This is a genomic window from Microbacterium sp. MDV22-iso44 (assembly GCF_058629135.1).
Map to the genome: position 1 here is coordinate 210960 of NZ_JBZVWS010000001.1, position 25454 is coordinate 236413.

Annotated in this window: 22 protein-coding genes and 1 tRNA gene; 13 read left to right on the top strand and 10 right to left on the bottom strand. The window is 69.2% G+C overall.

The features are described from left to right. The first annotated feature begins 9 nt into the window (after positions 1-9). The 4 genes from nadD (at position 10) to AC4NN1_RS01040 (ending at position 2252) form a co-directional block, all read left to right on the top strand. A complete protein-coding gene (nadD, locus tag AC4NN1_RS01025) occupies positions 10-606 on the top strand; it encodes a nicotinate-nucleotide adenylyltransferase (RefSeq protein WP_491954321.1) in 597 nt (198 codons plus the stop codon). After that, on the top strand, positions 603-1727 hold the full coding sequence (locus AC4NN1_RS01030; RefSeq protein ID WP_491954322.1) for a hypothetical protein: 1125 nt from the start codon (positions 603-605) through the stop codon (positions 1725-1727). The genes nadD and AC4NN1_RS01030 overlap by 4 nt, the downstream gene beginning before the upstream one ends. Then, a complete protein-coding gene (rsfS, locus tag AC4NN1_RS01035; protein WP_020097446.1) occupies positions 1727-2104 on the top strand; it encodes a ribosome silencing factor in 378 nt (125 codons plus the stop codon). Before AC4NN1_RS01030 ends, rsfS begins: the two co-directional genes overlap by 1 nt. 72 nt (positions 2105-2176) lie before the next feature. Continuing rightward, positions 2177-2252, top strand: a tRNA-Ala gene (locus AC4NN1_RS01040). 108 nt (positions 2253-2360) lie between these two features. On the opposite strand, the gene AC4NN1_RS01045 is transcribed toward AC4NN1_RS01040, so the two are convergent. Next, on the bottom strand, positions 2361-3095 hold the full coding sequence (locus AC4NN1_RS01045; protein WP_491954323.1) for an ANTAR domain-containing protein: 735 nt from the start codon (positions 3093-3095) through the stop codon (positions 2361-2363). A gap of 30 nt (positions 3096-3125) precedes the next feature. Beyond that, complete coding sequence (locus AC4NN1_RS01050; protein ID WP_491954324.1) at positions 3126-3827, bottom strand: GAF and ANTAR domain-containing protein; 702 nt, start codon at positions 3825-3827, stop codon at positions 3126-3128. 118 nt (positions 3828-3945) lie between these two features. Here AC4NN1_RS01050 and AC4NN1_RS01055 point away from each other — a divergent pair, with 118 nt between their 5' ends. Further along, positions 3946-4170: a hypothetical protein gene (locus AC4NN1_RS01055; RefSeq protein WP_491954325.1), complete on the top strand. Its 225-nt coding sequence runs from the start codon at positions 3946-3948 to the stop codon at positions 4168-4170. Between the two features lie 5 nt (positions 4171-4175). Here the strand turns inward: AC4NN1_RS01055 and AC4NN1_RS01060 are convergent, their stop codons facing one another. The 5 genes from AC4NN1_RS01060 to AC4NN1_RS01080 are packed head-to-tail and all read right to left on the bottom strand — an operon-like array spanning position 4176 to position 7748. Beyond that, positions 4176-4355, bottom strand: a complete 180-nt coding sequence (locus AC4NN1_RS01060) for a hypothetical protein (protein ID WP_491954326.1) — start codon at positions 4353-4355, stop codon at positions 4176-4178. 21 nt (positions 4356-4376) lie between these two features. Further along, on the bottom strand, positions 4377-5294 hold the full coding sequence (locus AC4NN1_RS01065; protein ID WP_491954327.1) for a 3-methyladenine DNA glycosylase: 918 nt from the start codon (positions 5292-5294) through the stop codon (positions 4377-4379). 10 nt (positions 5295-5304) lie between these two features. Then, on the bottom strand, positions 5305-6012 hold the full coding sequence (locus AC4NN1_RS01070) for an SOS response-associated peptidase (RefSeq protein ID WP_018186605.1): 708 nt from the start codon (positions 6010-6012) through the stop codon (positions 5305-5307). A gap of 10 nt (positions 6013-6022) precedes the next feature. Further along, on the bottom strand, positions 6023-7066 hold the full coding sequence (locus tag AC4NN1_RS01075; RefSeq protein ID WP_491954328.1) for an App1 family protein phosphatidate phosphatase: 1044 nt from the start codon (positions 7064-7066) through the stop codon (positions 6023-6025). A gap of 4 nt (positions 7067-7070) precedes the next feature. Continuing rightward, a complete protein-coding gene (locus tag AC4NN1_RS01080) occupies positions 7071-7748 on the bottom strand; it encodes a DedA family protein (protein ID WP_491954329.1) in 678 nt (225 codons plus the stop codon). A gap of 33 nt (positions 7749-7781) precedes the next feature. On the opposite strand from AC4NN1_RS01080, the gene AC4NN1_RS01085 reads away from it, so the two are divergent. The 7 genes from AC4NN1_RS01085 to holA all read left to right on the top strand — a co-directional run bounded on the left by AC4NN1_RS01085 (position 7782) and on the right by holA (position 17383). After that, complete coding sequence (locus tag AC4NN1_RS01085; protein ID WP_336123567.1) at positions 7782-9071, top strand: anthranilate synthase component I family protein; 1290 nt, start codon at positions 7782-7784, stop codon at positions 9069-9071. 68 nt (positions 9072-9139) lie between these two features. Then, positions 9140-11719: a leucine--tRNA ligase gene (leuS, locus tag AC4NN1_RS01090; RefSeq protein ID WP_491954330.1), complete on the top strand. Its 2580-nt coding sequence runs from the start codon at positions 9140-9142 to the stop codon at positions 11717-11719. A gap of 107 nt (positions 11720-11826) precedes the next feature. Continuing rightward, on the top strand, positions 11827-12417 hold the full coding sequence (locus AC4NN1_RS01095; protein WP_491954331.1) for a ComEA family DNA-binding protein: 591 nt from the start codon (positions 11827-11829) through the stop codon (positions 12415-12417). A 31-nt stretch (positions 12418-12448) separates the two neighbouring features. After that, complete coding sequence (locus AC4NN1_RS01100) at positions 12449-13225, top strand: hypothetical protein (RefSeq protein WP_491954332.1); 777 nt, start codon at positions 12449-12451, stop codon at positions 13223-13225. Positions 13226-13369: 144 nt separating this feature from the next. After that, positions 13370-15673, top strand: coding sequence for a ComEC/Rec2 family competence protein (locus AC4NN1_RS01105; RefSeq protein ID WP_491954333.1), 2304 nt, complete (start codon positions 13370-13372; stop codon positions 15671-15673). A gap of 18 nt (positions 15674-15691) precedes the next feature. Then, positions 15692-16339, top strand: a complete 648-nt coding sequence (locus tag AC4NN1_RS01110; protein ID WP_336123572.1) for a Pr6Pr family membrane protein — start codon at positions 15692-15694, stop codon at positions 16337-16339. Between the two features lie 9 nt (positions 16340-16348). Then, positions 16349-17383: a DNA polymerase III subunit delta gene (gene holA / locus AC4NN1_RS01115; RefSeq protein ID WP_018186613.1), complete on the top strand. Its 1035-nt coding sequence runs from the start codon at positions 16349-16351 to the stop codon at positions 17381-17383. 68 nt (positions 17384-17451) lie between these two features. On the opposite strand, the gene rpsT is transcribed toward holA, so the two are convergent. From rpsT to AC4NN1_RS01130, 3 genes are all read right to left on the bottom strand, one after another. Further along, positions 17452-17712, bottom strand: coding sequence for a 30S ribosomal protein S20 (gene rpsT, locus AC4NN1_RS01120; protein WP_018186614.1), 261 nt, complete (start codon positions 17710-17712; stop codon positions 17452-17454). Between the two features lie 126 nt (positions 17713-17838). Next, positions 17839-18573, bottom strand: a complete 735-nt coding sequence (locus AC4NN1_RS01125) for an alpha/beta fold hydrolase (RefSeq protein WP_491954334.1) — start codon at positions 18571-18573, stop codon at positions 17839-17841. 84 nt (positions 18574-18657) lie between these two features. Further along, on the bottom strand, positions 18658-23361 hold the full coding sequence (locus tag AC4NN1_RS01130; protein ID WP_491954858.1) for an ExeM/NucH family extracellular endonuclease: 4704 nt from the start codon (positions 23359-23361) through the stop codon (positions 18658-18660). A 235-nt stretch (positions 23362-23596) separates the two neighbouring features. Here AC4NN1_RS01130 and lepA point away from each other — a divergent pair, with 235 nt between their 5' ends. After that, complete coding sequence (gene lepA, locus AC4NN1_RS01135; protein ID WP_018186617.1) at positions 23597-25447, top strand: translation elongation factor 4; 1851 nt, start codon at positions 23597-23599, stop codon at positions 25445-25447. Positions 25448-25454 lie beyond the last annotated feature (7 nt).

Here is a 25454-nt window from a genome sequence, read left to right on the forward strand (position 1 = left end):
GCCGCGTTCATGGCAACCACGCGGGCACCGCGTATCGGTGTGATGGGCGGCACGTTCGACCCCATCCACCACGGTCACCTCGTGGCGGCGAGCGAGGTCGCGCAGTCGTTCGACCTCGACGAGGTCGTGTTCGTCCCGACCGGTCAGCCCTGGCAGAAGTCCGGCGTGTCGTCGGCTGAGCACCGCTATCTGATGACCGTCATCGCCACGGCATCCAACCCCATGTTCACCGTCAGTCGTGTCGACGTCGACCGCACCGGGGCAACCTACACGATCGACACGTTGCGTGACCTCAAAGCGCAGCGGCCCGATGCGCAGCTCTTCTTCATCACCGGTGCGGACGCGATCGCACAGATCGTCGGCTGGCGGGACGTCGACGAACTGTGGGACCTCGCGCACTTCGTGGCGGTCTCCCGTCCGGGCCACACGCTGAGCGTCGACGGGCTGCCCTCAGACGACGTCAGCGTCCTCGAGATCCCGGCACTGTCCATCTCGTCCACCGACTGCCGCGCTCGCGTGAGCCGTGGGCACCCCGTTTGGTACCTCGTGCCCGACGGCGTCGTCCAATACATTGCGAAGCATCACCTGTATCGGAGCAAGGCATGAGCACACCAGACCAGCCGAGCACCCCGCCCCTGACACGGCGGCAGCTGCGGGAGCTGCGCAACACGGCATCCACGCCGATCATCACGCCCGAAGAGGCGCAAGCGGATGCCGACGCGTCGGACGCCGCTGCCGTGGAGGCTGCTCTCGCCGAGGTCGAGCACGAGTCCGAGGTCGCCCCGGAGCGCACTCCGGCCGTTCTCGCGGACGACGTGGACCTCGACCCTGACGCCCACCCCGTGACGCGACGCCAGGCGCGGCATCTCGCGAAGCTGCGCACCGGGACGGTCGACGTCGTCGAGTCCGCTCCCGTAACGGACGAGGTCTCGACAAGCGACGCCGCGGCGACCGAGCACGAGACGGCTGAGGACGAGACGGACGATGGTGAGCCGGTCGATGGGATCCCCGCCGATGGGGACCACGATGATGACCATGCTTCCGCCGACGACGCCGAGACGCCGCAGGAGGACGCTGAGGGATCGACCTCGGTGGACGAATCTGCGGAACCCGTCTCGGACGCGCCGGAGCACACTGTCGAGCCGGATGCCGACTCCGCAGAAGTTCCCCTCGACGCGGCCCCCGCCGACGCGGACGCCGAAGCCGACGAGCCCACCGACGCGCCGGAGCCCGCGCGGGTCGTCGCTCCCGAGCTCGGCGCGCAACTCCTCGCAGACGGTGCGGCGCCCGTCGACGTTCCGCCGTCGTTCGACCACCTGCTGACGCGCGGCGGCAGCGGCTCGTCGTCGGCGCCTAACGCGCTGATCCTGTCGCAGACGCCCGAGACCGGATCGCTCTCGGTCCCGATCCTCGGCACGGGAGAACTGATCATCACCGGCAGCTACGCGTTGCCGGAGAGCTTCGGGTCCACGGGGACGTCCCCTGAATCCGACGGTAAGGATGCCGACGCCGCCCTCATGGACGGCGAACTGCCGCCGGCATCCTCACCGACCCCGATCGCCGCATCGGCGGCGATCAGTACGATCAAGAGTGCGGATGAGATCATCCGCCCCCCGGCTCCCGAAAAGGGAAGCCGGCTCATCATGACCCTCGCGATCTGCGCCGGTGCCCTCGGGCTGGCTCTCGCGACGGTGCTCATCTTCACCGTTGTGAACGGAGTCTTTTAATGGTTGCTGCAGAGCACACGCACGAACTGGTCCAGGTGGCCGCGGCCGCCGCCGACAGCAAGGGGGGAACCGATCTCGTCGCCTTCGACGTGTCGGGACCGCTTCCGCTGATCGACGCCTTCCTCCTCGTCACCGGTAACAGCGAGCGCAACGTCGCCGCCATCGCCGACGAGGTCGAGGACAAGATGCTCGAGGCGGGCCAGAAGCGCCTGCGCCGGGAGGGACGCGACGAATCGCGCTGGGTGCTGATCGACTTCGGCGACCTGGTCGTCCACGTCTTCCACGAAGAGGAGCGCGTGTTCTACGGCCTCGAGCGCCTGTGGAAGGACTGCCCGATCATCCCCGTGACGATCGCGGAGCCCACGCGCAGCGAGTGACGTCGTCGCCGCGTGTTCAGAGCACTCCTCCGCGTGTAGTAAGCTGGATGAGTTGCCGCGAGCGGCGACCAAGGGCCTGTGGCGCAGCTGGTAGCGCACCTGCATGGCATGCAGGGGGTCAGGGGTTCGAGTCCCCTCAGGTCCACCAAATACCCCGGTTCGCCGGGGTTTTTGTGTTTCTGGAAGGTGCGGGTGTCACGTGCTCGTCGAGGTCCGGAGCGCACTCCGCGGGTTCCTGTAGACCCGCGCGCGCCGGTCACAAATCCTCGAGGTCACGCGTCCGGTCGCTGGCATGCGCCACGACGTCGCGGGCGACGTCGGCGAGGCGCTGCTGACTCGTCCGTGCGTGCGCCCGCAGACGCTGGAATGCCTCGTCCATGTCGATGTTGTGCGTGTGGGCCAGGACGCCCTTCGCCTGTTCGATCACGACTCGACTGTCGAGCGCCTGCTGCAGCTGCGTGCGCGCGACATCCGCCTCGCGGAATGCCTGCTCGTGGAGGATGCCGATGGTCGCGATATCCGCCAGTCCGCGCGCTGCGAGAGAGTCTTCGGGGCTGAGGCTCTCCGAACCGTCGCCGAAGAGGTTGAGAGAGCCGATGACCTCGTTGCGGAGACGCAACGGCACGGCGTGCATCCAGTTGTAACCCAGCGCCCCTGCGCTTTCAGCGAAGAGCGGCCAGCGTTCCCGGATGGATGAGATGTCGTCGACGCTCACCGGTTCGCCGGATCGGTAGGCATCGACGCAGGGACCTTCATCCGCGGTGAGCTGAAGGAGGCTGATGAGCTGGCTTCGCTCCGTCGTCGAGGCGACGACTTCGAGCGGTTGCCCTCCGGTGCGCAGAAGGATGCCGGCATCCGCCGCCGAGAAGATCTCCGAGCACCGTGACACCAGGCGATACAGCAGATCGACGACGTCATATCCACCCACCATGGTGTCCGCGATCTCCACGAACGTCTCGATGAGCTGCTTTTCCCGCGGTTCCCTGCTCATGTCTCCAACCTCCTCCGAATCACGTTGGTCTCAGGCGGTGAAATCGATCTCGCGACTGATGATGGACTCGGCGATCTCCGTCACTGACCGTCCAGATGCGAACGCGTGGGCGCGGATGACCACGAGCGCGTCATCGGAGTTCACTCGCAACTGCGCGCAGACCATGCCGGTTGCCTGATGGACGATCCGTCGAGACGATGAACCGAAACCGGCGTCGGCAGCGTTGCCGGCCAGAACCCGCTCGAAGATGCGGAGGGCGGCCGCATCCGCCATCAGGGAGGCAAGGGCAACGTCCCGCTGCTTCAGTGCTCCTCGGCCGTCGGCGTACAGATCGACGACTCCCACCTCGAGCGCACCGACGGTCATCGGGAACGCGTACAGGGAGCGAACACCGTGATGCGCGGCGACGGACTGGAGCATCGGCCAGTCCGTCGTCGCCGCGTCGCGGAGATCGTGCAGAAGGACGGGGGTGCGCGCGACTCGGGCGTCCCAGCCTGGCCCGACCCCGGAACTCAGCTGAATGTCTTCGAGAGCCGCAGCCGCGCCGTCGCTCGCACACACGGTCTCGACGTCGAACGGGTCGCCCAGCGTCGAGACGCCCACATGATGAACCGGAAGCATCGTCAGAAAGACGGCACAAATCGGGTCATCGTCCACTGAGTGGGAACCGAGCACGTTTCCTCCAGACCTGGGTATCCCGAGGCGGCCTAGGTCCAGGGACGCTGATCCCATTGTAGGGAGTCCGCGAGCTCGCATCGATCTTCTTGTGCCGGTCTCCGGGGTGGCATTACAGTGGCAGCACGTTGCCCCGGACCCCGGCTCACCATCAGAACGAGAGCAGAGGACCGTGATGCCGACGTACCTCGGACCACAGAAGGACGCGCTCCAGTGGAAGGTAACCGAGCCGGGATTGCACGTCTGCGACGACCACGCGCGACGTGTGGGTTACGTCGTCCGCGTTGATGGGGCTTTCATCGCGTTCGATGATTCGTCAACCCCCCTCGGCCGGTACCAGCGACTTCGGGCCGCGAAACAGGCCGTCGAGACGATCCCGGCGCGGCGCTCAATGCAGTGACGACCTCATGTGTCCGAGGCATCGTCCACCTCGAGGTCTCCACCTCGGGGTGCGTGGAAGCGGTCCTCGGGTGCGATCGTGTCCACATCGTCTGGTGCCCCCATTGGCGCCGGGGGGAGGCCATCCTGCTCGCCGCCGACGAGTCGTTCCAGGTCGGGCGTGGTGGGCGTGTCGTTGGTGCTCATTGGTGTCATCCTCTCGCTTCTTCAAGAGTGACCTTCCCACGACAGCGGGTCGAGGGTCTTGACGTTTTCGTTCTCCCTCGCCACGTCGATCAGCGCGAGGAGCCGCGCGCGGATCGGCTGCGACCGCTCGGTGAACCGTCGTTGCCCAGCGACGTACTCGGCCTTGCCCGCCGGCGTCTCGATGGGCACGGGGGAGTAGCCCCAGTCGCTGAGGTCGTACGGCGAGGCTCGCATGTCGAGTTCCCGGATGTCGCGGGCGAGCACGAACGCATCCAGCAGCAACTCGCCGGGAACCAGCGGGCCGAGCTTCACCGCCCATTTGTAGAGATCCATTCCGGCGTGCAGGCAACCTGGCTGCTCGTTCTGCGCCTGGGTCTCGCGCGTGGGCGTGAAGCGATTGCGAGGCGTCGCTTCAGGAGTGAAGAACCGGAATGCGTCGATGTGCGTGCACCGCAGGTCGTGGGCCTCGACGACGGCATCTGTGCCATCCCCACCGAGCCGCAGCGGCACGGGATGCCGCGTCTCGCCGTCACGGTAGACCATGGCCCATTCGTGCAGGCCGAAGCACCCGTATGAGCCCGTCCGCCCGAGCGTGCTCGACAGGATGCCGCGGATCGCTCGGACCAGAGGCGCTTTCTCCGTGAGGAACGCCTCGGCGTCGGCGATGACCGCATCGCGATCGACTCGGTACCACCGCCATGCGATGTGCGGTGCGTCGGCGGCATCCGCCAGTCGGACATCGCGGCCGGGGTGCCACCGGCGCAGGAGCGACGGCTTGTACGAGTAGTAGGTGTAGAGGAAGTCGTCGACCGGGTGAGTCTCGGCTCTCGCTGCGCGACGGCGGCGCCCGGCGGTCAGCGCATCGGCCCGCTCGGCATGCGCTCGCATCCGCTCGGTCCAGTCGGTCCGCGCGAGGACGTCGCTCGTCAGGGTGGGCATTGCAGGCCGGTCAGAGGGGCTGGATGAGTTCGGGGGAATCGTTGCGGACGTTGCCGACGGCACTGGAGACGACGTGGTCGGTGAGGCCGGCGACGACCTGGGGGGCTGCGTCGACGGCGGCGTCGAGGAGGTCGCCGACGTTGTCCACCTCGGTGTCGAGCCACGCGTCGGCGAAGTCGGCGTCGAGGAACAACGGCATCCGGTCATGGATCGATCCGAGCGGCGCGACGGCGTCGCGCGTGATGATCGTGAAGGACAGCACCCAGCGCGTGGGGTCGTCCTCGGCCTTCGCCGGGTCCTTCCACCACTCGTAGAGTCCCGCGAACAGCAGCGGGGACCCGTCGGCGGGATGGATGAAGTACGGCGTCTTGCCCTCGTCGGTCGTCTGCCACTCGTAGTACCCGGTGGCAGGCACGATCGCGCGGCGCTTGATGAGGGCCTGCCGGAACATCGGCTTGTCCTCGAGCTCCTCCGAACGCGCGTTGAACGCCCGCGCGCCGACCTTCACGTCCTTCGCCCACGAGGGGACGAGGCCCCAGCGCGCCGGCTCCAGCCGCCGTGTGGGCGGGTCGGTCTTGGCCGAGTCGAGGACGATACCCACCCGCGAGGTCGGGGCGATGTTGTACGACGGCGCGGGGAGATCGTCGCTCTCGACATCGACACGGAGTACGCCGACGAGTTCCGAGGCGACGTTGGCAACGACGAAGCGACCGCACATGGCTGTCAGCCTAGGAGGAGGTGGGGACATCGCGGACGATGTCGACGTCGGTCAGACGCTCGAGCAGCTCCGCTCCGTCGTCGCCGGTCACCCAGGGCACGCCGGCCGCGCTGTGATCGTCTACGGCCGTCCGTCCACCGGCGAGGACTGCCTCTGCCGGGGTCAGTCGCCGGATCGCTACAGCGGCTACCTGTTCTGGATGCTCGATCGTGAACTGGGTGTAGATCTCGTCGTCGTGCTGACCGTCGTCGCCGATCAGCAGCCAGTCGATGTCGGGGAACTCGTCCGCCAGCCGGCGCAGGTTCTCCTTCTTGTGCTCCTTGCCGCTGCGGAACCACCGGTCGTGGGTCGGACCCCAGTCCGTCAGGAGCATGGCCCCGAGCGGGAAGAGATGCCGACGCTGGAACCGGACCAGCGTCGGAGCGACGTTCCACGCCCCGGTCGACAGGTACAGGATGGGCGACCCGGGGTTCTCGCGCGCAAGCCGCTCGAGCAGGACAGCCATCCCGGGGACGGGCTGGCGGGCGTGCTCATTGAGGACGAAGGAGTTCCATGCGGCGACGAAGGGCCGGGGGAGCGCGGTGACCATGACCGTGTCATCGACGTCCGAGATGACGCCGAACCGGATGTCGTCTCCGACGATGAAGACGCGGGCGTCGACGGGGTCGGCCTTCTCGACGCTCATCGTGATCGTCTGCCAGCCGGCGGAGAGCGTCGCGGGCAGGACGGCGTCGATGACGCCGCCGCGATCCGCCGTCACCTCGTGACTCACACCGTCGATCACCACGGTGACCGTGGCGTGGGCGATCGGCACGGCAGCGAAGCTGCGCCACCCCCGCACGCCCGCGTAGTCGCCTCGCTCCCGACGCTTCGCCTTCGGCGGGATCAGCACGCGGCCGAGGACGCGCACCCACTCGGTGCTGCCGTAACCGGGGAAGGCGGCGACGGTGGGACGCTGTCCCCTCGCGCGGGCGCGCTTCTCGCGCCAGGCGTGGAACCGGTATTCGAGGCGTGCCAGCCAGAGCACCTTGGCGTCGCGGGGGGAGGAGGACATCGATTCAGTCTTTCACGTCGTCGGCCCGAGCCTCCGGCGCATCGTCGAGCTCGAGGTGGCGTGCCTCCCGGGCGCTGATGACGCGCTTCGCGATGTAGACGAGCAGGACGAACGCCGCGATGACGGCGACGAAGAGGTAGCCCGCGTAGTGGAGGCTGTCGGAGAGTTCGCGGTACCCCTCGGCGGCGGCCGCGGCGACGGAGACGTACGCGACCGACCAGACCGTGCACGCGGGCACGGTCCACGCGAGGAACCTGCGGTACGCGAATCCGCTCATCCCCACGGTGAGCGGGACGAGGGAGTGGAGGACCGGGAGGAAGCGCGACAGGAAGATGGCGGGCCCGCCGCGTCGACGCAGATAGAGCTCCGCGCGCATCCAGTTGCGTTCGCCGATCAGCTTCCCGACGCGCGAGAACCGGATGCGCGGTCCCAGCCAGCGTCCGAGCGCGAATCCGATGCTCTCGCCGATGAGCGATCCGATGAGGATGGCCAGGACGAGCCAGGTGCCCTCGGCGAGGTTGTCGACGGCCGTGCCGGCCACGATGACGATCGTGTCACCGGGGACGATGAGCCCGACCAGGACGCTCGTTTCGAGCATCATCGCGAGTCCGGCGACGATGACGCGCACGACCGGGTCGACCGCCTGGACGGTATCGAGCAGCCAGTCGAGGATCTCGTTCACGACCTCAGATTATCCGCCGTCTACCCTGAGGGAGTGTCCAGCGACCTCGCCTCCTGCGCTCTCGACGGCTGGCTCGATCCCGCTGTCGCTTTCGCCGCCGTCGTCGGCGATGCCTCGGACGGGTTCTGGCTGGACGCCGGCCCGGACGCTCTGAGCGGATGGAGCTGGGTGGGCACCGGCATCCCCTCGTCTCCTCCCCGCGAGGTCCGCCTCTCCGGTGGGACGGATGCCGCTGCGGGACCCTTCCGTGGCGGCTGGGTCGGCTGGTCGGGGTACGACGCGGCGGCCCGCCGCGCCGGCGCGCCTGCCGTGGACGACGTCGGGCCCGCAGAGGTCTGGCTCCGCGTCGATCGGATGCTGGGGTTCGATCACGCTGCACGGCGGATGGTCGCCTTCGGTGCGGAGGACGTCCTCGACGGGCTGGCCGCGTCGGTCGCTCGGGCTATCGCGACGGGAGAGGCCCCGAGCCCCGCGGAACCGCCCGTGGTCGAGGTCGTCGCCCGGCACGATCCTGCGGGGTACATCGCCCTCATCGAACAGTGTCGCGAAGAGATCAGGGAGGGGCGTGCGTACCAGCTGTGCCTCACCACGCGGTTCGAGACGGAGGCATCCGTCGACCCGGTCGACACGTACCTGCGGCTGAGAGCCGCGACGCCGGCGCACCACGGCGGATTCATCCGCAGCGGCGGGTGGGCGCTCGTCAGTGCGTCACCCGAGCAGTTCCTCTCGGTCTCGGAGGGGATCGTCCGCACGCGCCCCATCAAGGGCACGCGACCGCGTTCTGTCGACGTCGTCGAGGACGCGGCTCTCGCCGCCCAGCTGCGGGGGAGTGAGAAGGAGCAGGCCGAGAACGTCATGATCGTCGACCTCATGCGCAACGACCTGCAGCGCGTGTGCCAGACGGGGACGGTCGCGGCGGAGCGACTGCTCGAGGTCGAGTCCTACCCCGCGGTGCACCAGCTCGTGAGCACGGTGGCGGGGCGGGTGCGCCCGGGGACGACGGTCGGCGACCTGTGGGATGCCGCTTTCCCGGCCGGGAGCATGACGGGCGCGCCGAAGCTCTCGGCGATGCAGATCCTCCACCGGCTGGAGGGCGCGCCGCGCGGTGTCTTCGCGGGGTGCTTCGGGTGGGTCGGCTCGGACGGGGGACTCGACTTCGCCATGGTGATCCGCTCGATCGTGACCCATCCGGGCGGGGCCTACGTCGGTGCCGGCGGCGGTATCACGTGGGGCTCGATAGCGGCCGACGAGGTCGCGGAGGTGGGGATCAAAGCCCGAGCGCCGCTTCGCGCGCTGGGTGCGGAACTGCCACCGGGATGGTGAAAGTCCTGGTCCGCTAGGCTGAAAAGGCGTTTTCGCGCGCCCTCCCGACTTTGCACGATTGGTTCACCGTGTCATCCAGCACCTCCTCCGACGCATCGGCTCCCGAGCAGACCGGCTTCGACTCCCGCGCCATCCAGGCGAAGTGGCAGGCCCGGTGGGCGGAGTCCGACCCGTTCAAGGCCGGCGGCGACGAAGACACCCGTCCGCGCAAGTACGTCCTCGGAATGTTCCCGTACCCCTCGGGCGACCTGCACATGGGCCACGCCGAGAACTACGCCTACGTCGACGCCGTCGCACGCTTCTGGCGTCACCGCGGCTACAACGTGCTGAACCCGATCGGCTGGGACTCCTTCGGCCTGCCCGCCGAGAACGCCGCGATCAAGGGCGGCGCCGGGTCCGACCCGCGCGAGTGGACCTACAACAACATCGACCAGCACAAGGTCAGCTTCCGCGCGTTCGGGTCGTCGTACGACTGGAGCCGCGTGCTCCACACGAGCGACCCCGAGTACTACCGCTGGAACCAGTGGCTGTTCCAGCGCCTGTTCGAGCGCGGGCTCGCTTACCGCAAGCAGAGCGCCGTCAACTGGTGCCCCAACGACCAGACCGTGCTCGCGAACGAGCAGGTCGTCGACGGACACTGCGAGCGCTGCGGGTACGAGGTCGTCAAGAAGAAGCTGACGCAGTGGTACTTCAAGATCACCGAGTACGCCGACCGTCTGCTCGATGACCTGAACCAGCTCGAGGGCTTCTGGCCCCACAAGGTGCTGCAGATGCAGCGCAACTGGATCGGCCGCTCCATCGGCGCCGACATCGACTTCGAGATCGAGGGGCGCGCCGAGAAGATCACCGTCTTCTCCACCCGCCCCGACACCCTGCACGGCGCGACCTTCATGGTCGTCGCGCCGGACTCCGACCTCGCCGCCGAACTGGCCGAGGGCGCCTCGCCCGAGGTCCAGCAGCGCTTCCGCGCTTACCTCGACACGGTGCAGAAAACGAGCGAGATCGAGCGCCAGACCGCTGATCGCCCCAAGACCGGTGTCTTCCTCGACCGCTTCGCGATCAACCCGATCAACGGCGAGCGTCTGCCGATCTGGGCGGCGGACTACGTCCTCGCCGACTACGGGCACGGTGCCGTCATGGCCGTCCCCGCGCACGACCAGCGCGACCTCGACTTCGCCCGCGCGTTCGACCTGCCCGTGAAGGTCGTCGTCGACACGACCGCTCCGGTCACCGGTGCCATCCCGGTCATCGAGGTCGACGAGGACGGCGTGCCGATCGGCGATGACCTCGAGTCGATCGACCCCGCCCGCACGGGCACCGCCCTGACGGGCGACGGACGCCTCATCAACTCCGGGTCGCTCAACGGCCTGTCCAAGCGCAACGCGATCGCCCGCGCGATCGAGGAGCTCACGTCTGCGGGGACCGGTCGCGCCGCGAAGACCTATCGCCTGCGCGACTGGCTGATCTCGCGCCAGCGCTTCTGGGGCACACCGATCCCGATGATCCACACCGAGGACGGGCGGATCGTCCCCGTTCCCGACGAGCAGCTGCCCGTCATTCTCCCCGACGCCAAGGGTCTCGACCTGAAGCCCAAGGGCACGTCGCCGCTGGGCGGCGCCACGGAGTGGATGTCGACGGTCGACCCCGAGACCGGCGAGCCGGCTCTCCGCGACGCCGACACGATGGACACGTTCGTCGACAGCTCGTGGTACTTCCTGCGCTTCCTGGCCCCGAACTGGGCGACGGAGCCGTTCCCGAGCGCCGAGGCATCCAAGTGGGCGCCGGTCGACTCGTACATCGGCGGCGTCGAGCACGCGATCCTCCACCTGCTGTACGCCCGGTTCATCACGAAGGTCCTGTTCGACATGGGCCTCGTCGACTTCACCGAGCCGTTCACGAGCCTGATCAACCAGGGCATGGTCCTGCTCGACGGCTCGAAGATGTCGAAGTCGAAGGGCAACCTCGTCGAGTTCGCGTCGAGCATGGACGACCCGGGTGCGGATGCCGTCCGTGTCGCTATCGCATTCGCCGGGCCTGTCGAGGACGACATCAACTGGGAGGACGTCTCGACGACCGGTGCCCAGAAGTTCCTGTCGCGCGCACTGCGTGTCGCCTCCGACGTCGCGAGCCCGTCGGACGTCGTCTGGGCCGAGGGGGACACCGCGCTCCGCCGCGTGACCCACCGCCTGTGGGCCGATGTCGTCGGGCTCGTCGAGCAGTCGAAGTTCAACGTGGTGGTCGCGCGTCTCATGGAGCTCGTCAACGCGACGCGCAAGACGATCGACTCGGGCGCAGGCGCCGCCGACCCCGCCGTCCGCGAGGCCGCCGAGGCCGTCGCGATGATCCTCGACCTCTTCGCCCCGCACACCGCGGAGGAGATGTGGGAGATCCTCGGCTACAAGCCGTTCGTCGGCGTCGTGCCGTGGCGTCAGGCCGACCCCACGCTCCTCGTCGAGGAGTCGGTGACGGCGGTCGTGCAGGTCAACGGCAAGGTGCGCGGCACGCTCACCGTCCCGGCGAAGATCTCGGGCGACGAGCTCGAGAAGCTCGCCCTCGCCGACGAGAAGGTGCGTCGGGCCATCGGCGACAAGGAGATCACCCGCGCCGTCGTGCGGGCGCCGAAGGTCGTCAGCTTCACCGTCGCCTGACTCGGTGAGGACGGTCGCCTTCTCCACGGCGACCGTTCGGCAATCGTTCCTCCACCGTCCTCGGCCTGCGGCCGGCGTCAGCGGTCGTCGCCGCGATGATCGTGGTCATGGGTGCGGAGGCGGTGCCGGGATCTCGACGCCGGTTGGGGATCGGAGCCGCGATCGTCCTGGTCGTCGTGGTGGCCGCGGTGACCATCGCGATCGGGATCGTGCGCACCGGCGCCGAGTCCGCCGTCGAGACGGTCCCCGATGCCGTGGCCGAGACGGTCGCGCCCGCCGCGGTCTACGTCCACGTCTCCGGTGAGGTCCGCGCCCCCGGCCTCTATCGCCTCGACCAGGGCGCCCGCGTCGTCGATGCCGTCGCTGCCGCGGGCGGGTTCTCGGACAAGGCCTCCCGCGAGGGCGTGAACCTGGCGCGGCCGGTGAGCGACGGTGAACAGCTGCACATCCCGGCCGAGGGAGCCGAGCAGACGGATGCCGGCGCCTCGGCCGCCCCTGAGGGGGACGGTCGTGTGAACCTCAACACCGCTGACCTCGCCGCCCTCGACACGCTTCCGCGGGTGGGTCCGGCGATCGCGCAGCGGATCCTCGACTGGCGCGAGGAGAACGGCCGCTTCACCAGCGTCGACGATCTCATGGCGGTGCCGGGGATCGGGGAGAAGATGCTCGCGTCTATCCGCGACCTGGTGACGGTGTGAGTGTTCGGACCGCGCGGCCGGGGATGGATGGATGGCGGTCGGTTTGTCGACGATCGTGGCCAGGCTGTCGGTGATTTCTTCAGCCCGCATCTTTCCGGCGGCGCGGCCGCAACTCTGGTCGCGGCGGGCTCGGCACGGCAGTTCTCTCCGCTTCGTCGCGCAGCAGAGTCTGAAATCGGCTCGGCCCAACTGGAGGGGTATCGAGGCTAGGTTGACGACTGTGGAACGTCGAACCGGGTCGAGCTCATCGAAGTATGAGATCTCGAAAGTGATGGCGACGCATCTCGCGTCCGCACACTTCGAAAGGGACGGAGCCGACTGGTTCAGAACCCAAGGCGGCGTGCGCTGGGAACTGTTCCTGAGCGTCGATCGGGTGGACGCGGGCGCCGAGTTCGACGTCGCGTTCCGGGCGGTGTCACTCGCGTGGAGAGCTGGCACTGAGGACGAAGTACTGGTGGCCTCGTCGCTATCGCAGGTCGCTCGTCGTTCCCGACTCTACAAATCGGTGGAGATGTTGACGTTCGATCTGGACAGGACACTGCTCCCGACGATCGAGGCACATCCCGACGCTGAGGCTGTCATCGCTGGGTACCTCGACGGCCATTGGGATCAGCCGGGCACCGGGCGCGCCACGAGTCTGGGCGGGGCCTGGCAGTCCGCTGACCGACTCGGCCTCAACGCGCTGGCAGAGAAGGTCTACGACGAGATCCGCTCTGAGAGATGGTCGTCGGATGACCTGTCTTTGTTGGAGTGGTACGGCGTCAGCGCAGGTGAGCTGTCGCGGAAGCCGCGCTGGTTCGCTCGATGAGGAGTATTCAGCGCGGGCCAGAAGCTTGCTGACTGCCGTCTGAGCGGCGACCTTGCTTTCTCCACGAGGTCTCGCACAGCGCACGGATCCTCGGATCGTCCTCGAGCTCAGCCGGCCACGGCACGTCTCGACGACGCTTGCGGCATGAGTGTGCGGACCGCGCGGCGTCGAGACCTTCGGTTGCTGCCGGTCGCTCTCGTGGCGTGGGCCGGTGCAGGCGCCGCGATCGTCTTCCCCGAGCATGCAACCGCTCTCGCTGTCGCACTGTGGGTGGTTGCCGTCCTTGCTCTGGTGATCGCGGCGCGAGGGTCCCGGCCGACGACGGCGGCACTGATCGCGGTGGCCTTCGCTGTCGCCGGGGGCGCGGCATCCCATGTCGCGCTCGCTCAGCCCGCGCGGGACGCCGTCGCAGACCTGCCGATCACCGGGGGGCGTAGCGCCACGTTCGAGGTCGATGTCGTCGGCAAGGTCGAACGGTCCGCCACCGGGTTCCGCTTCGACGCGATCACCCGCGCCGTCACGATCGGCCCCGACACGACTCCGGTCTCGGCTCCCGTCCTCGTCCGGACGCAGGAGAGGCCGCCCGGGCTCGACCTGGGGGCGCGTGCGGTCGTGACGGGGACCGCGTTCCGAGCGGATGCCGGGGACCGGGAAGTCCTCGTCGTCGAGGCGTTGTCGCTCGAGCTCGAGCGTCCGCCTACGGGCCCGCTCGCCGCGGCGGCCCAGCTGCGGACGGGCCTGGTGAACGCGGTCGACGGCCTCCCTGACCCCGGTGCGGGGCTCGTCCCGGGGCTCGCCGTCGGCGACACGTCAGCGGTCACCGACGACCTCGACCAGCAGATGAAGGCATCGTCGCTTTCGCACCTCACCGCAGTCTCCGGGGCGAACTGCGCGCTCGTCGTCGGGATCGCATTCGGCTTCGCTGCCCTCTGCGGGGCGCGGCGCGGCACCCGCGTCACGGCGGGACTCGCGACGCTCATCGCGTTCATCGTGCTCGTCTCACCCGAACCCAGCGTCGTTCGAGCGGGCGTGATGGCGGCGATCGCCATGCTGGGCGTCCTGCTGGGGCGGATCGGCGCGGGCATGTCCATCCTGTCCGCGTCGGTGTGCGTGCTGCTGGTGCTCGACCCTTGGCTCGCGGCCTCCCTCGGCTTCGCCCTGTCGGCGGTGGCGACCGGGTCGCTCCTGCTGTTCGCCGGGCCGCTCGCCGACGGGATGTCGCGATGGATGCCGGCGCCCCTCGCGCTCGCCCTCTCCGTGCCGCTCGCGGCCCAGCTCGCCTGCGGCCCGCTGCTCGTGCTGATCGAGCCGACCGTGCCTCTCGTCGGCGTGCTTGCGAACCTGCTCGCAGGACCCGCGGCGCCCGCCGCGACCGTCCTCGGGCTGGTGGCATGCCTCGCGCTGCCATTTCCCGTCCTCGCGCAGGGGCTCGCGGCGATCGCCTGGCTGCCCGCCGCCTGGATCGCGGGGACGGCGGACGTGTCCGCGCGGCTGCCCGGGGCATCCATCGGATGGCTGGAAGGGATGCCGGGTCTTATCGCCCTCGCCGCGACAGGAGCCGCGATCGGCATCGTGCTCGTGGCGCGTCGGCATCGGTTGCGGCGGTGGGCGGGGTGGGCGCTCGTCGCGGTCATCGTCGTCGTGGTGGGGGCGGGGCCGTTCCGGACCTTCATCGACCGGACCCGTGCCCCGGACGAGTGGGCGATCGTCGCATGCGACGTCGGCCAAGGCGACGCGGTCCTCGTCCGGGCCGGCGACGCGGTCATGCTCATCGACACGGGGCCGGAGCCGGCGCCCCTCCGCGCGTGCCTCGATCGATTCGCGATCGACCGTGTCGACGTCCTCGTCTTCACGCATTTCGACATGGATCACCGCGGAGGTGCAGACGTCATGGTCGGCCGCGCCGACCTCGTCCTGCACGGTCCGATCCCCGATCCTGAAGCGGCCACCGTGATCGCCCGCTTCACCGTGGCCGGTGCGCGTGCGCTCGAGGTGTCCGCCGGCCAGAGCGGCGCCCTGGGGGAGTGCCGCTGGCGCGCCCTGTGGCCCAAGCCGCGCGACCCGGTCTACCCCTCCGGGAACGACGCGAGCGTCGTCATCGACATCACCGGATGCCGCGTCCCCGACGCCATCTTCCTCGGCGACCTGTCGGCGCAGCCGCAACGATCCCTGCTCGCTTCCCACGCGATCGACCGCACCTATTCAGTGGTCAAAGTCGCGCACCACGGCAGCGCCGATCAGAACCACAGCCTCTACGAAGGGCTCGACGCGGCCGTCGCCCTCGTGACCGTCGGAGAGAACACCTACGGCCACCCACGGGACGAGATCCTCGACCTCCTCCGCGAGGAGCACGCGATCATCGCCCGCACCGACAGGTCCGGTGACGTCGCTCTTTGGCGCGACGGTGACGGGATCCGGCTGTGGCGGTCCCGCGGGGAAGACGGCTGACCCTCGTAGGCTGACCGGATGCCTCCCACGCGCACGCCTCTTTCCCTCACCGAGATCGGCGGTGTGCGACTCGGCATGGCCGTTGGCGTTCTCGCCGTCCTGGGGTGGACCTACGCTCGCTCCGTGCAGCGGGGGAGCGCGAACCCCTTCGACTTCTTCGGCTACTTCACGAACCAGACGGCGCTGTGGAGCGCGCTCGTGCTCGGCGCCATCGGCATCCTTCTGCTCCGCAACCGGGTCGTCCCGACGTGGCTGACCGTTGCGCGCGGCGTCGTGGTCGCCTGTCTCATCGTGGTGGCCGTCGTCTACAACGGTTTCGTCCCCGGCACGGGCTCCGCACCGCCGTGGGTGAGCGCCGTCCTGCACATCGTGCTGCCGCTCTACGTGGTGCTCGACTGGACGCTCGTTCGCGACCGGCCGCGCCTGCCGTGGCGCAACCTGTGGCTCGTGTTGCCCTACCCGATCGTCTGGCTGGTGGTCGTCTTGCTGCGTGGTCAGACCGACGGCTGGGTGCCCTACGGGTTTCTTCTGCCCAGTCGCGGGCTCGGAGCGCTCGTCCTCACGAGCCTCGGGCTCTTGGCGATGCTCCTTGCGGCGGGTGCTGCGGTGTGGGCGCTGTCCCGCATCCTCCCGCTACGGCGGCGCAGCGTCGGTAGCCCTCGGTAGGCTGGACCCATGCCGAGCCCCCGTCGTCCTGCCGCGAAGACGGCGAAGTCGGCGATCCCGCAGATCTCCTGGCGTGCGCCGCAGCCCGCGCCCGTCGTCCTCGTCTCGGGGCCCGAGGAGATCTGCGCCGAGCGGGCGACCGCCGGCATCCGTGAATACCTGCGCGCCGAGGATCCGAGCCTCGAAGTCACCGACATCCGCGCCGACGACTACGCGCCGGGCACGCTCTTCGCGGTGTCGTCACCCTCGCTGTTCGGCGAGCCGCGCCTCGTCCGCGTCTCGGGTGTCGAGAAATGCTCCGACGCGTTCCTGACAGAGGCGATCCGCTACCTCGAAGCGCCGCAGGAGGGCGCGACGATCGTGCTCCGCCACACCGGCGCGAGCGTTCGCGGCAAGAAGCTCCTCGACACGATCCGTTCGGGCGCCGGCGGCGGCATCGAGATCGCCTGCCCCGCGGTCAAGCGTGACTCCGACCGCTTCGACTTCGCGGCGGGCGAGTTCCAGGCCGCCAAACGCCGCATCGCCCCGCCCGCGCTCCGCGCCCTCGTCTCGGCCTTCGCCGACGACCTCACCGAGCTCGCGGCCGCGTGCCAGCAGCTCATCTCCGACGTCGAGGGCGACATCACCGAGCAGGTCGTCACCCGTTACTACGGCGGCCGCGTCGAGACGACCGCGTTCGCCGTCGCCGACACCGCCATCGCCGGCCGCTACGGCGACGCCCTCGTCACCCTCCGCCACGCGCTCGCCTCCGGGGCGGACCCCGTGCCCATGGTCGCGGCGATCGCCTCGAAGCTCCGCACCATGGCGCGCGTCGCCGGCACCCGCGAGCCCTCCGGCGCCCTCGCCGCGCGCATCGGCATGAAGGACTGGCAGGTCGACCGTGCCCGCCGCGACCTCGCCGGCTGGACCGAGTCTTCGCTCGGCATCGCGATCCAGGCTGCCGCCCGAGCGGATGCCGAGGTCAAAGGCGCGTCCCGCGACGCCGTGTTCGCGGTCGAGCGTCTCGTCACGGTCGTCGCCACGCGAGCCCCGTACGGCGCCTGAGGCGCCCGCAAACGACGAAGGCCCATCCCTTTCGGGACGGGCCTTCGTCGTAGCTTGGCGTTCGCGGCTCAGAGAGCAGCGACCTGCTTCGCGATCGAGGACTTGCGGTTGGCCGCCTGGTTCTCGTGGATGACGCCCTTGCTGACGGCCTTGTCGAGCTTCTTGGTCGCCTTCACCAGAGCCTTCTCGGCAGCGGCCTTGTCGCCGGCGGTGATGGCCGCGCGGGTCTGACGGACGACGGTCCGCAGCTCGCTCTTGACGGCCTTGTTCCGCTCGCGGGCCTTCTCGTTGGTCTTGTTGCGCTTGATCTGCGACTTGATGTTCGCCACGTTCGACGTATCTTTCGTTCGAGGTACAGGTGGATGTGCCGGCGACAGAAGAGGGCTGTCGCTCAGCGGTCGTGTGAGGGAGGAACCCACACGCAAGCCAAAAACAGATCTTATCAGGTGGGAGGCTCATCCCGAAGTCGGCCGCTCCTGCGCCATCGTCGCGAGGGCGAGGTCGATGACCGCATTGAACACCCGAGGCCGCATGGCGGTGACCAGATGGGATGTCCGGGGCACGACGATGAGCTCGGCCTCGGGCTTCAGAGCGGTGAAGAGCCGCTCGTTCAGACGAAGTTGGTCCCACTGCCCGTTGACGAACCACATCGGCACCGAGATGCGTTTCAGCGCGGACACGAGATCGAGGACCGACAGGCTCCGGAGCGCGGTGTCCTGCGCGTCGTACGCGTACCCGCCCGCCGCGAAGTCGGCGCGTGTCTCGGGCGGGAGCGTGCGATCCAACACCATGTCGGTGAGCGGCTGACCACGCCGGGGGAGACGATCGAATCCCCGCGCCAGCGTCCGGTACATCGTGAGGCCCGCGCCGCGCGGGATCGACGTGCACCCCGCCGCGATGAACGCCTCGACCGGGGGAGGATCCTCGCGGCCCATGTACTCGATGGAGACGAGTCCACCCAGCGAGTGGGCGACCAGGAGCACGGGGCCGCGAGCCGCGGCATCCGTCACCGCGGCGTCGATCGTCTCGAATGCCCCATCCAGCGTGAAGGTCTCGCTCATGCGGGTGCCGTGCCCGGGCAGGTCAAGGGCGTGCGCGCCGATGCCCGCTGCGCTCAAGTGCTCGACCTGCGCGCGCCACATCGTCGCCGAGGTCCGGATGCCGTGGACGAACACCACCTGAGGCGTCATGCCTCCAGCCTACGAAGCAGCGACCGCGCAAACGGGGAACGGGGGCGGATCCGAAGACCCGCCCCCGTTCCGCCGATGGCGGCGTCAGAACAGAACGCGGACCGTCGCCCGGTTGCTCACCGATCCCGCAGCGACCTTCGGGTCGTCGGGCACGAACGTCGCGGTGTACGTGTGCGCGCCCTTCGAGAGCCGTCCGAGGGTGGTCGTCGCGACACCTCGGCGGACCTCCGAGGTCGCGATGACGCGGTCGCCTTCCCGGAACTCCACGACGCCCTCCGCGCGCCCGCCGTCCTGCAGGACGATGGCGACGAGGGTCGACGGCAGGATCCGGTTGATGTGCACCGGCGGGAGCGCGAGGAGCGACGTACGCGTCTTCGCCGCGGGCTCAGCCGCCTCCTCGACCGTGACGGGCACCTGGACGACCGTGCCGCTGGGCGCCGCCGTGACGGTGAGCTGCGCCGTGCCCGCGGGGGTTCCCGCCGGCAGCGTGACACTGACGGATGCCGCGCCACCGGTCACCGGCGCAGTGCCGAGCACCTGCTCGCCCAGGCGCACCGTCACCTCGGTGTTGGCCGGAGCGCCCTTGCTGGTCAGGTCCATGCCCGCCACCTGGAAGGTCACCGTGTCACCCGCGGCGACGGTCTCGGGAACGCCCGACACCTGCACGCCGTGCTTGGCGAAAGACGGGGCGACGGGGGAGCCGTCGGCGAGGTAGTCCACCCACGCCTCGTAGTCGAGGAGGCCCGTGTCGACGTAGTCGTCACCCTCCGTGAAGGCGCGGAAGTTGTCGCCGCCGGCCGCCAGGAACGAGAACGTGCCGATGCGGTAGGTCCCGGCCGGGTCGATCGCCTTGCCGTCGACCGTCACCGAGGTGATGCGCTGCCCCTCGGGGAGCGCCGGGTCGTAGGTGTACGACACGTTGTCCGAGAGTCCCAGCTGCAGGTACGGCCGCTGCGGGACGTTGCCCGCCGCATCCCGCTGCCACTGCTGCTCGAGCATCTGGGTGAACTCCTCACCCGTGAGGGTGACGAGGGCCAGCGTGTTGTTGAACGGCAGCACCGCGTTGGCCTGGCTGAACGAGATCGACCCGTCCGCGAGACCCGCCACGGCGCCGGCACCGAACTCGGCCTGCGTGTCGAACAGGTCCGCGCGGAGGCCGCCCGGGTTCGTCACGCCGATCACAGCGCCGTTCGGCAGGTCGGCCAGGCTGTCGCGCAGCATGTTCGCGACGGTGTTGCCGAGCGTCGACTCGGCGGCGCGGTTGTCGCGCGAACCCCCGGTGTAGACGCCGTCGACGTACGATCCGCCGCTGAAGGCCGTCGTGATGTCGCCGGCGACCTGGCCGACCTCGGTGTTGCCGACGGCAGCGGCGTTGTCCGTGGCCGCCTTCGTGATGCGGGCGACCTCCGCCACTCGGGGGTACGCGGCGACGAGGTCCGCAGCAGGCGTCGTCGTGCGGGCGACGTTGCGCTCGGTGTGCGTCGAGACCTCACCCGTGGCGGCATCCACTGTCAGCGTGATCTCGCCGATCTTGGCGCCGTACGAGCCGGTCTGGACGACCGGACGGGTGCGGTCCGTGCCGGGGATCGGCGCCGACCAGGCGTATTCCTTGTGCGTGTGGCCGGTGAAGATCGCATCGACGTCGGCGGACGTGTCGTTGATGATCGCACCGAAGGCGCCGCCGGCGGCGACCTCCTCGTCGAGGGTCGCGCCGTCGGGCGTGCCCGCGCCGGCCCCCTCGTGGTACATCGCGACGATGACGTCGGCCTCACCGTTGGACTCGTCGCCGTCGCTCAGCTGAGCGGCGACGCGGTTGACCGCCTCGACCGGATCGCCGAAGTCGACGGACTCGATGCCGGTCGGCGTCACGAGCGTCGGGGTCTCCTCGGTGACGGCGCCGACGACACCGACCGTGAGGCCGTCCGCCTCGAGCAGCGTGTACTCGTCGAGCGCGGGGGTCGTCGTGCCCTTCTTGTAGACGTTGGCCCCGAGCTGCGGTGCGTCGAACGCGTCGGACACGCGGCCCGACAGGTCGTCGAACCCGCGGTCGAACTCGTGGTTGCCGACGGCGCTCGCCTGCAGACCCATGGCGTTCAGGACGTCGATGGTCGGCTGGTCCTTCGCCACCGATGAGGCGAACAGCGACGCACCGATGTTGTCACCTGCGGACAGGAACAGGGTCGGACCGGATGCCGCCTTGCGCAGCTCCTCGACGGTTCCCGCGAATGCGACGGTGTTGCCGTCGATGCGCCCGTGGAAGTCGTTGATGCCGAGGAGGGTCAGCTGGACGGGAGCGGCCTTCGCCTTCATCCCGACGATCACGGGGTCGTGGTCGCTCGAGCGGTACGGGTCCGCGGAGTAGAACTCCGTGCCGTGCGTGCGGAACCGGCTGTACTCCAGCGCGATGGACTCGCCCGAGTTGATGTTCCAGATGTCCGCATCCGTGGAGCGGGCGAGAGCCGGCTTGTTCAGGAGGATGTGGTCGAGCGAACCGGACAGCCCCGAGAAGCTGTAGGACGACGAGTCGACGTCGAACGCCTGCTCGGCATCCGCGTAGCCGGCGTCGTACAGAACCTCGAGCGGGTCCTCCTGGCTGTAGGAGTTGAAGTCGCCTGCGAGGGCGACGGCGTCGACATCGCCCTGGATCTTCGCGACCCAGTCGCGGAGGGCGGTCGCCTGACGGACCCGCGACTCGTTCGATGAACCCTGCCCGTCGCCGGTGTCGGCGTCGCCCGGCCACGGGCCGGCGGAGCCCTTCGACTTGAAGTGGTTCACGACGAACAGGAACGGGTCGCCGCCAGCGGCGGGCTCGAACACCTGGGCGATGGGCTCGCGCGCGTTGCCGAAGGCCTCGCCGTCCGCGCTCTGGTCGCCGAGGGCGCGGGACGCGCCGACGGGGGAGACGCGCGCGGGCTGGTAGATGATCGCGTTCGTGATGACGTCCTGCTCGGATGCCGGGGGCAGGTCCGTCGAGGAGGGCACGAACGCCCACGTGCCGGCGCCTGCCTTCGCGTTGAGCGCGGCGACGAGGGTCGCCGTGGCCTCATCGGTCTTCTCGCCGAGCGCGGCCGAGTTCTCGATCTCCATGAGGCCGACGACGCCGGCGTCCACCGAGGTGATGGCCTCGACGAGCTTCGCCTGCTGGCGTGCGAGGTCGGCGGCATCCCACGCTCCGCGCTGGGCGCAGCCGTCTCGGACGGTCACACCGTCGCCGAAACGGTCGGTGTAGGCCTCGCAGCTCGCGGTGTCGGTCCCGAGCGTCGTGAAGTAGTTGAGGACGTTGAACGAGGCGATCGAGAGGTCTCCGCCCACCTCTGCGGGTGCGTCGGTTCGGACGTTCTCGAAGACGACCTCATCCGTGCCCGTGCCGTCGCCGACGAGCGGCTGAGTCGGGTTCAGCTTCCACGAGTCATTGCGGTAGTCGACGATGAGCGGTTCCGTGAAGGTGACCCCCGCGCCGACCGTGATCGGCTCGGTGAGCGAGACGTACGCGGGCGTCAGCGCCTGGTTCGCGGCCGACGTGTAGTCGAGCCCGGCTCCGTCGTCGAGACGCACGCCGCGAGCCGCGTTGTCCGCGGCGACCGCGGCGGCCGCGTCCGAACCGGGACGCGCCGCGTCCGTCGGCTGGCGCAGCGGCTCCGACCCGGCTGCGAGGCCCACCTCGCCGAAACGGTTGGTGCTGTAGGTGTCGCTGACGGTGAAGTCGCCCTGGGGCGCGACCAGCATCGACTCGAGCGATTCGCGCTGTGCGACCGTCTTCGGCCATTCGACGGTGGCGGGCGTCGGCGCCTCGGCATCGGCGACGACCTTCGCGGCTCCCGCCTTGACGGTGAGTTCGGTGAGGCCGTTGAACTCCGAGACGACGCCGGTGACCGTCACGGTGTCGCCGAGGGCGACCTCGCCGGTCGCTCCGGGCGCGTAGACGAAGACGGCGTCGGAGGCCGTGTGCGCGGCGAGGTCCAGCGCGCCGCCGGTGCCGGCCGTCTGGATGACGTAGCCGTTGTATCCGCCGGTGGAGTAGTGGGCCGTGACGACCCCGGTCGTGGTGACGGTGCGGCCGGCCAGGGGCGAGGCATCCGTCGTGCCCTGGATCTGTGCGATCGTCGCCGCCTGCGGCTCGGGCTCGGGCTCGGGGTCGACATCGGCGCCGAGACCGGTGGGGGTGGGGGCGCCGGCCGTGAAGTCCGCGGCGTTGTCGGCGGTGTTCGAGTTCTCGTCGTCGCGCGAGACGCTCGTGGTGTTGGCGGTCCCGGGTGCGGGCGCCGAACCGGCGAAGGCCGTGGCCGTCGTTCCCCACCCGACGAGGTCGACGACCTGGTCGAGGGTGGCGATGCCGGTGCTGCCCGTCAGCGCGGTGTCGTTCGCGACGAGGGCGACCTTGGCTCCGCTGCCGCTCATCGCGATGGTGCCCTCGACATCGGCGTCGAAGCCGGGGAGGGAGGTGTTGCTGCCCGGTGCCTCGCCGATCAGCAGGTTCTCGCCGGCGGGCAGGTCGACGTCGCCGAGCTTCGTCACCTGCCACGAGCCGCCGGTGGCGGAGGCGTACTGGACGCTGTACCCGCTCAGATCGACGGTCTCGTCACCGGTGTTGGCGAGTTCGATGAAGTCGCGGTTGAACGCGGCGCCGCTGTTGCCGCCGCCGCCGTAGACCTCGGAGATCACGATGGGCGAATCGGCCGATACGGCGGCGGTGGCGACTGACGGAGCGAGGGCGAGCCCTCCGACCGTCACGGTCGCGGCCGTCAGCAGGGCGCAGGTCCGGCGGAGAACCGGATGCGCGGCGGGCACGGGGGCAGGTGGGTGCGACACGGTGGGTTCTCCCGAGGCGGCGCGGGCGCGGGGCTTATCGCGCAGGAACCGACCGCCACACTGAGCATTCGGGCGGTGGTGCGCCCCTCGCAAGGGTCGGATCGGTTAACTCTTTCTCATGCGTCAGTGCGCTGGCGTGTCGACGAGACGAGCGGTTATTGTGCCCGGTCGGCCGGGACGCTGCGCAGCCGGTCGCCGGTAGACTCGCCTGGTCATGTCACCCCGCGCACTCACGCCCCTGCAGCCCGCGGCCACGCCGCCCGCGCAGCTTCGCAACTTCTGCATCATCGCCCACATCGACCACGGCAAGTCCACGCTGGCCGACCGCATGCTGCAGATCACCGGCGTGGTCTCGGACCGCGACATGCGCGCCCAGTACCTCGATCGCATGGACATCGAGCGCGAGCGCGGCATCACGATCAAGAGCCAGGCGGTCCGGATGCCGTGGGCCACCGATGCGGGCACGTTCGCGCTCAACATGATCGACACCCCCGGTCACGTCGACTTCACGTACGAGGTCAGCCGCTCGCTCGCCGCGTGCGAGGGAGCGATCCTCCTCGTCGACGCGGCGCAGGGCATCGAAGCGCAGACGCTCGCAAACCTGTACCTGGCGCTCGAGAACGACCTCGAGATCATCCCTGTCCTCAACAAGATCGACCTGCCCGCGGCCGACCCGGAGAAGTACGCGGCTGAGCTCGCGAACCTCATCGGCGGTGACCCCGCGGACGTGCTCAAGGTCAGCGGCAAGACGGGCATCGGTGTCGAGGAGCTGCTCGACCGCATCGTCGAGCGCATCCCGGCACCGAAGGGCGACGCCGACGCGCCGGCCCGGGCAATGATCTTCGACTCGGTCTACGACGCCTACCGCGGCGTCGTCACCTACGTCCGGATGATCGACGGCAAGCTCGAGCCGCGGGAGCGGATCCAGATGATGTCGACGCGCGCCGCTCACGACCTCCTCGAGATCGGTGTGTCGAGCCCGGAGCCGGTCCCCACCAAGGGACTGGGCGTCGGCGAGGTCGGTTACCTGATCACGGGCGTGAAGGATGTCCGCCAGTCCAAGGTCGGCGACACGATCACGAACCACCGCAAGCCCGCGACCGACGCGCTTGCCGGCTACACCGACCCGAAGCCGATGGTGTTCTCGGGGATCTACCCGATCGACGGCAGCGATTACGCCGTGCTCCGCGAGGCACTCGACAAGCTGAAGCTCTCTGACGCCTCGCTGCAGTACGAGCCCGAGACCTCCGTGGCCCTCGGCTTCGGCTTCCGCTGCGGGTTCCTCGGACTGCTGCACCTCGAGATCATCACCGAGCGCCTCTCGCGGGAGTTCGACCTCGATCTCATCACCACGGCGCCCTCGGTGACCTACACGGTCACGACCGACACCAACGAGACGGTCACGGTGACGAACCCGTCCGAGTACCCGGACGGCCGCGTCGCCGAGGTGTCCGAGCCGGTGGTCAAGGTCGGCATCCTGTTGCCGAAGGACTACGTCGGCACGGTCATGGAGCTCTGCCAGTCGCGTCGCGGCACGCTCCTCGGCATGGACTACCTCAGCGAGGACCGCGTCGAGCTCCGCTACAACATGCCGCTCGGCGAGATCGTGTTCGACTTCTTCGACCACCTGAAGTCGAAGACGCAGGGATATGCGAGCCTCGACTACGAGCCGGCGGGCTCGCAGACCGCCGACCTCGTGAAGGTCGACATCCTCCTGCAGGGTGAGAAGGTCGACGCGTTCAGCTCGATCGTGCACCGCGAGAAGGCCTACGCCTACGGCACGCTGATGACCGAGCGTCTGCGCAAGCTCATCCCGCGCCAGCAGTTCGAGGTGCCGATCCAGGCCGCCATCGGTGCCCGGATCATCGCCCGCGAGAACATCAGCGCGATCCGCAAGGACGTCCTCGCCAAGTGCTACGGCGGTGACATCAGTCGTAAGCGCAAGCTGCTCGAGAAGCAGAAAGAGGGCAAGAAGCGCATGAAGATGGTCGGCCGCGTCGAGGTCCCCCAGGAGGCGTTCATCGCCGCCCTCTCGGGCGATGTCGAGGGCAAGGACAAGAAGTAGGCTGACA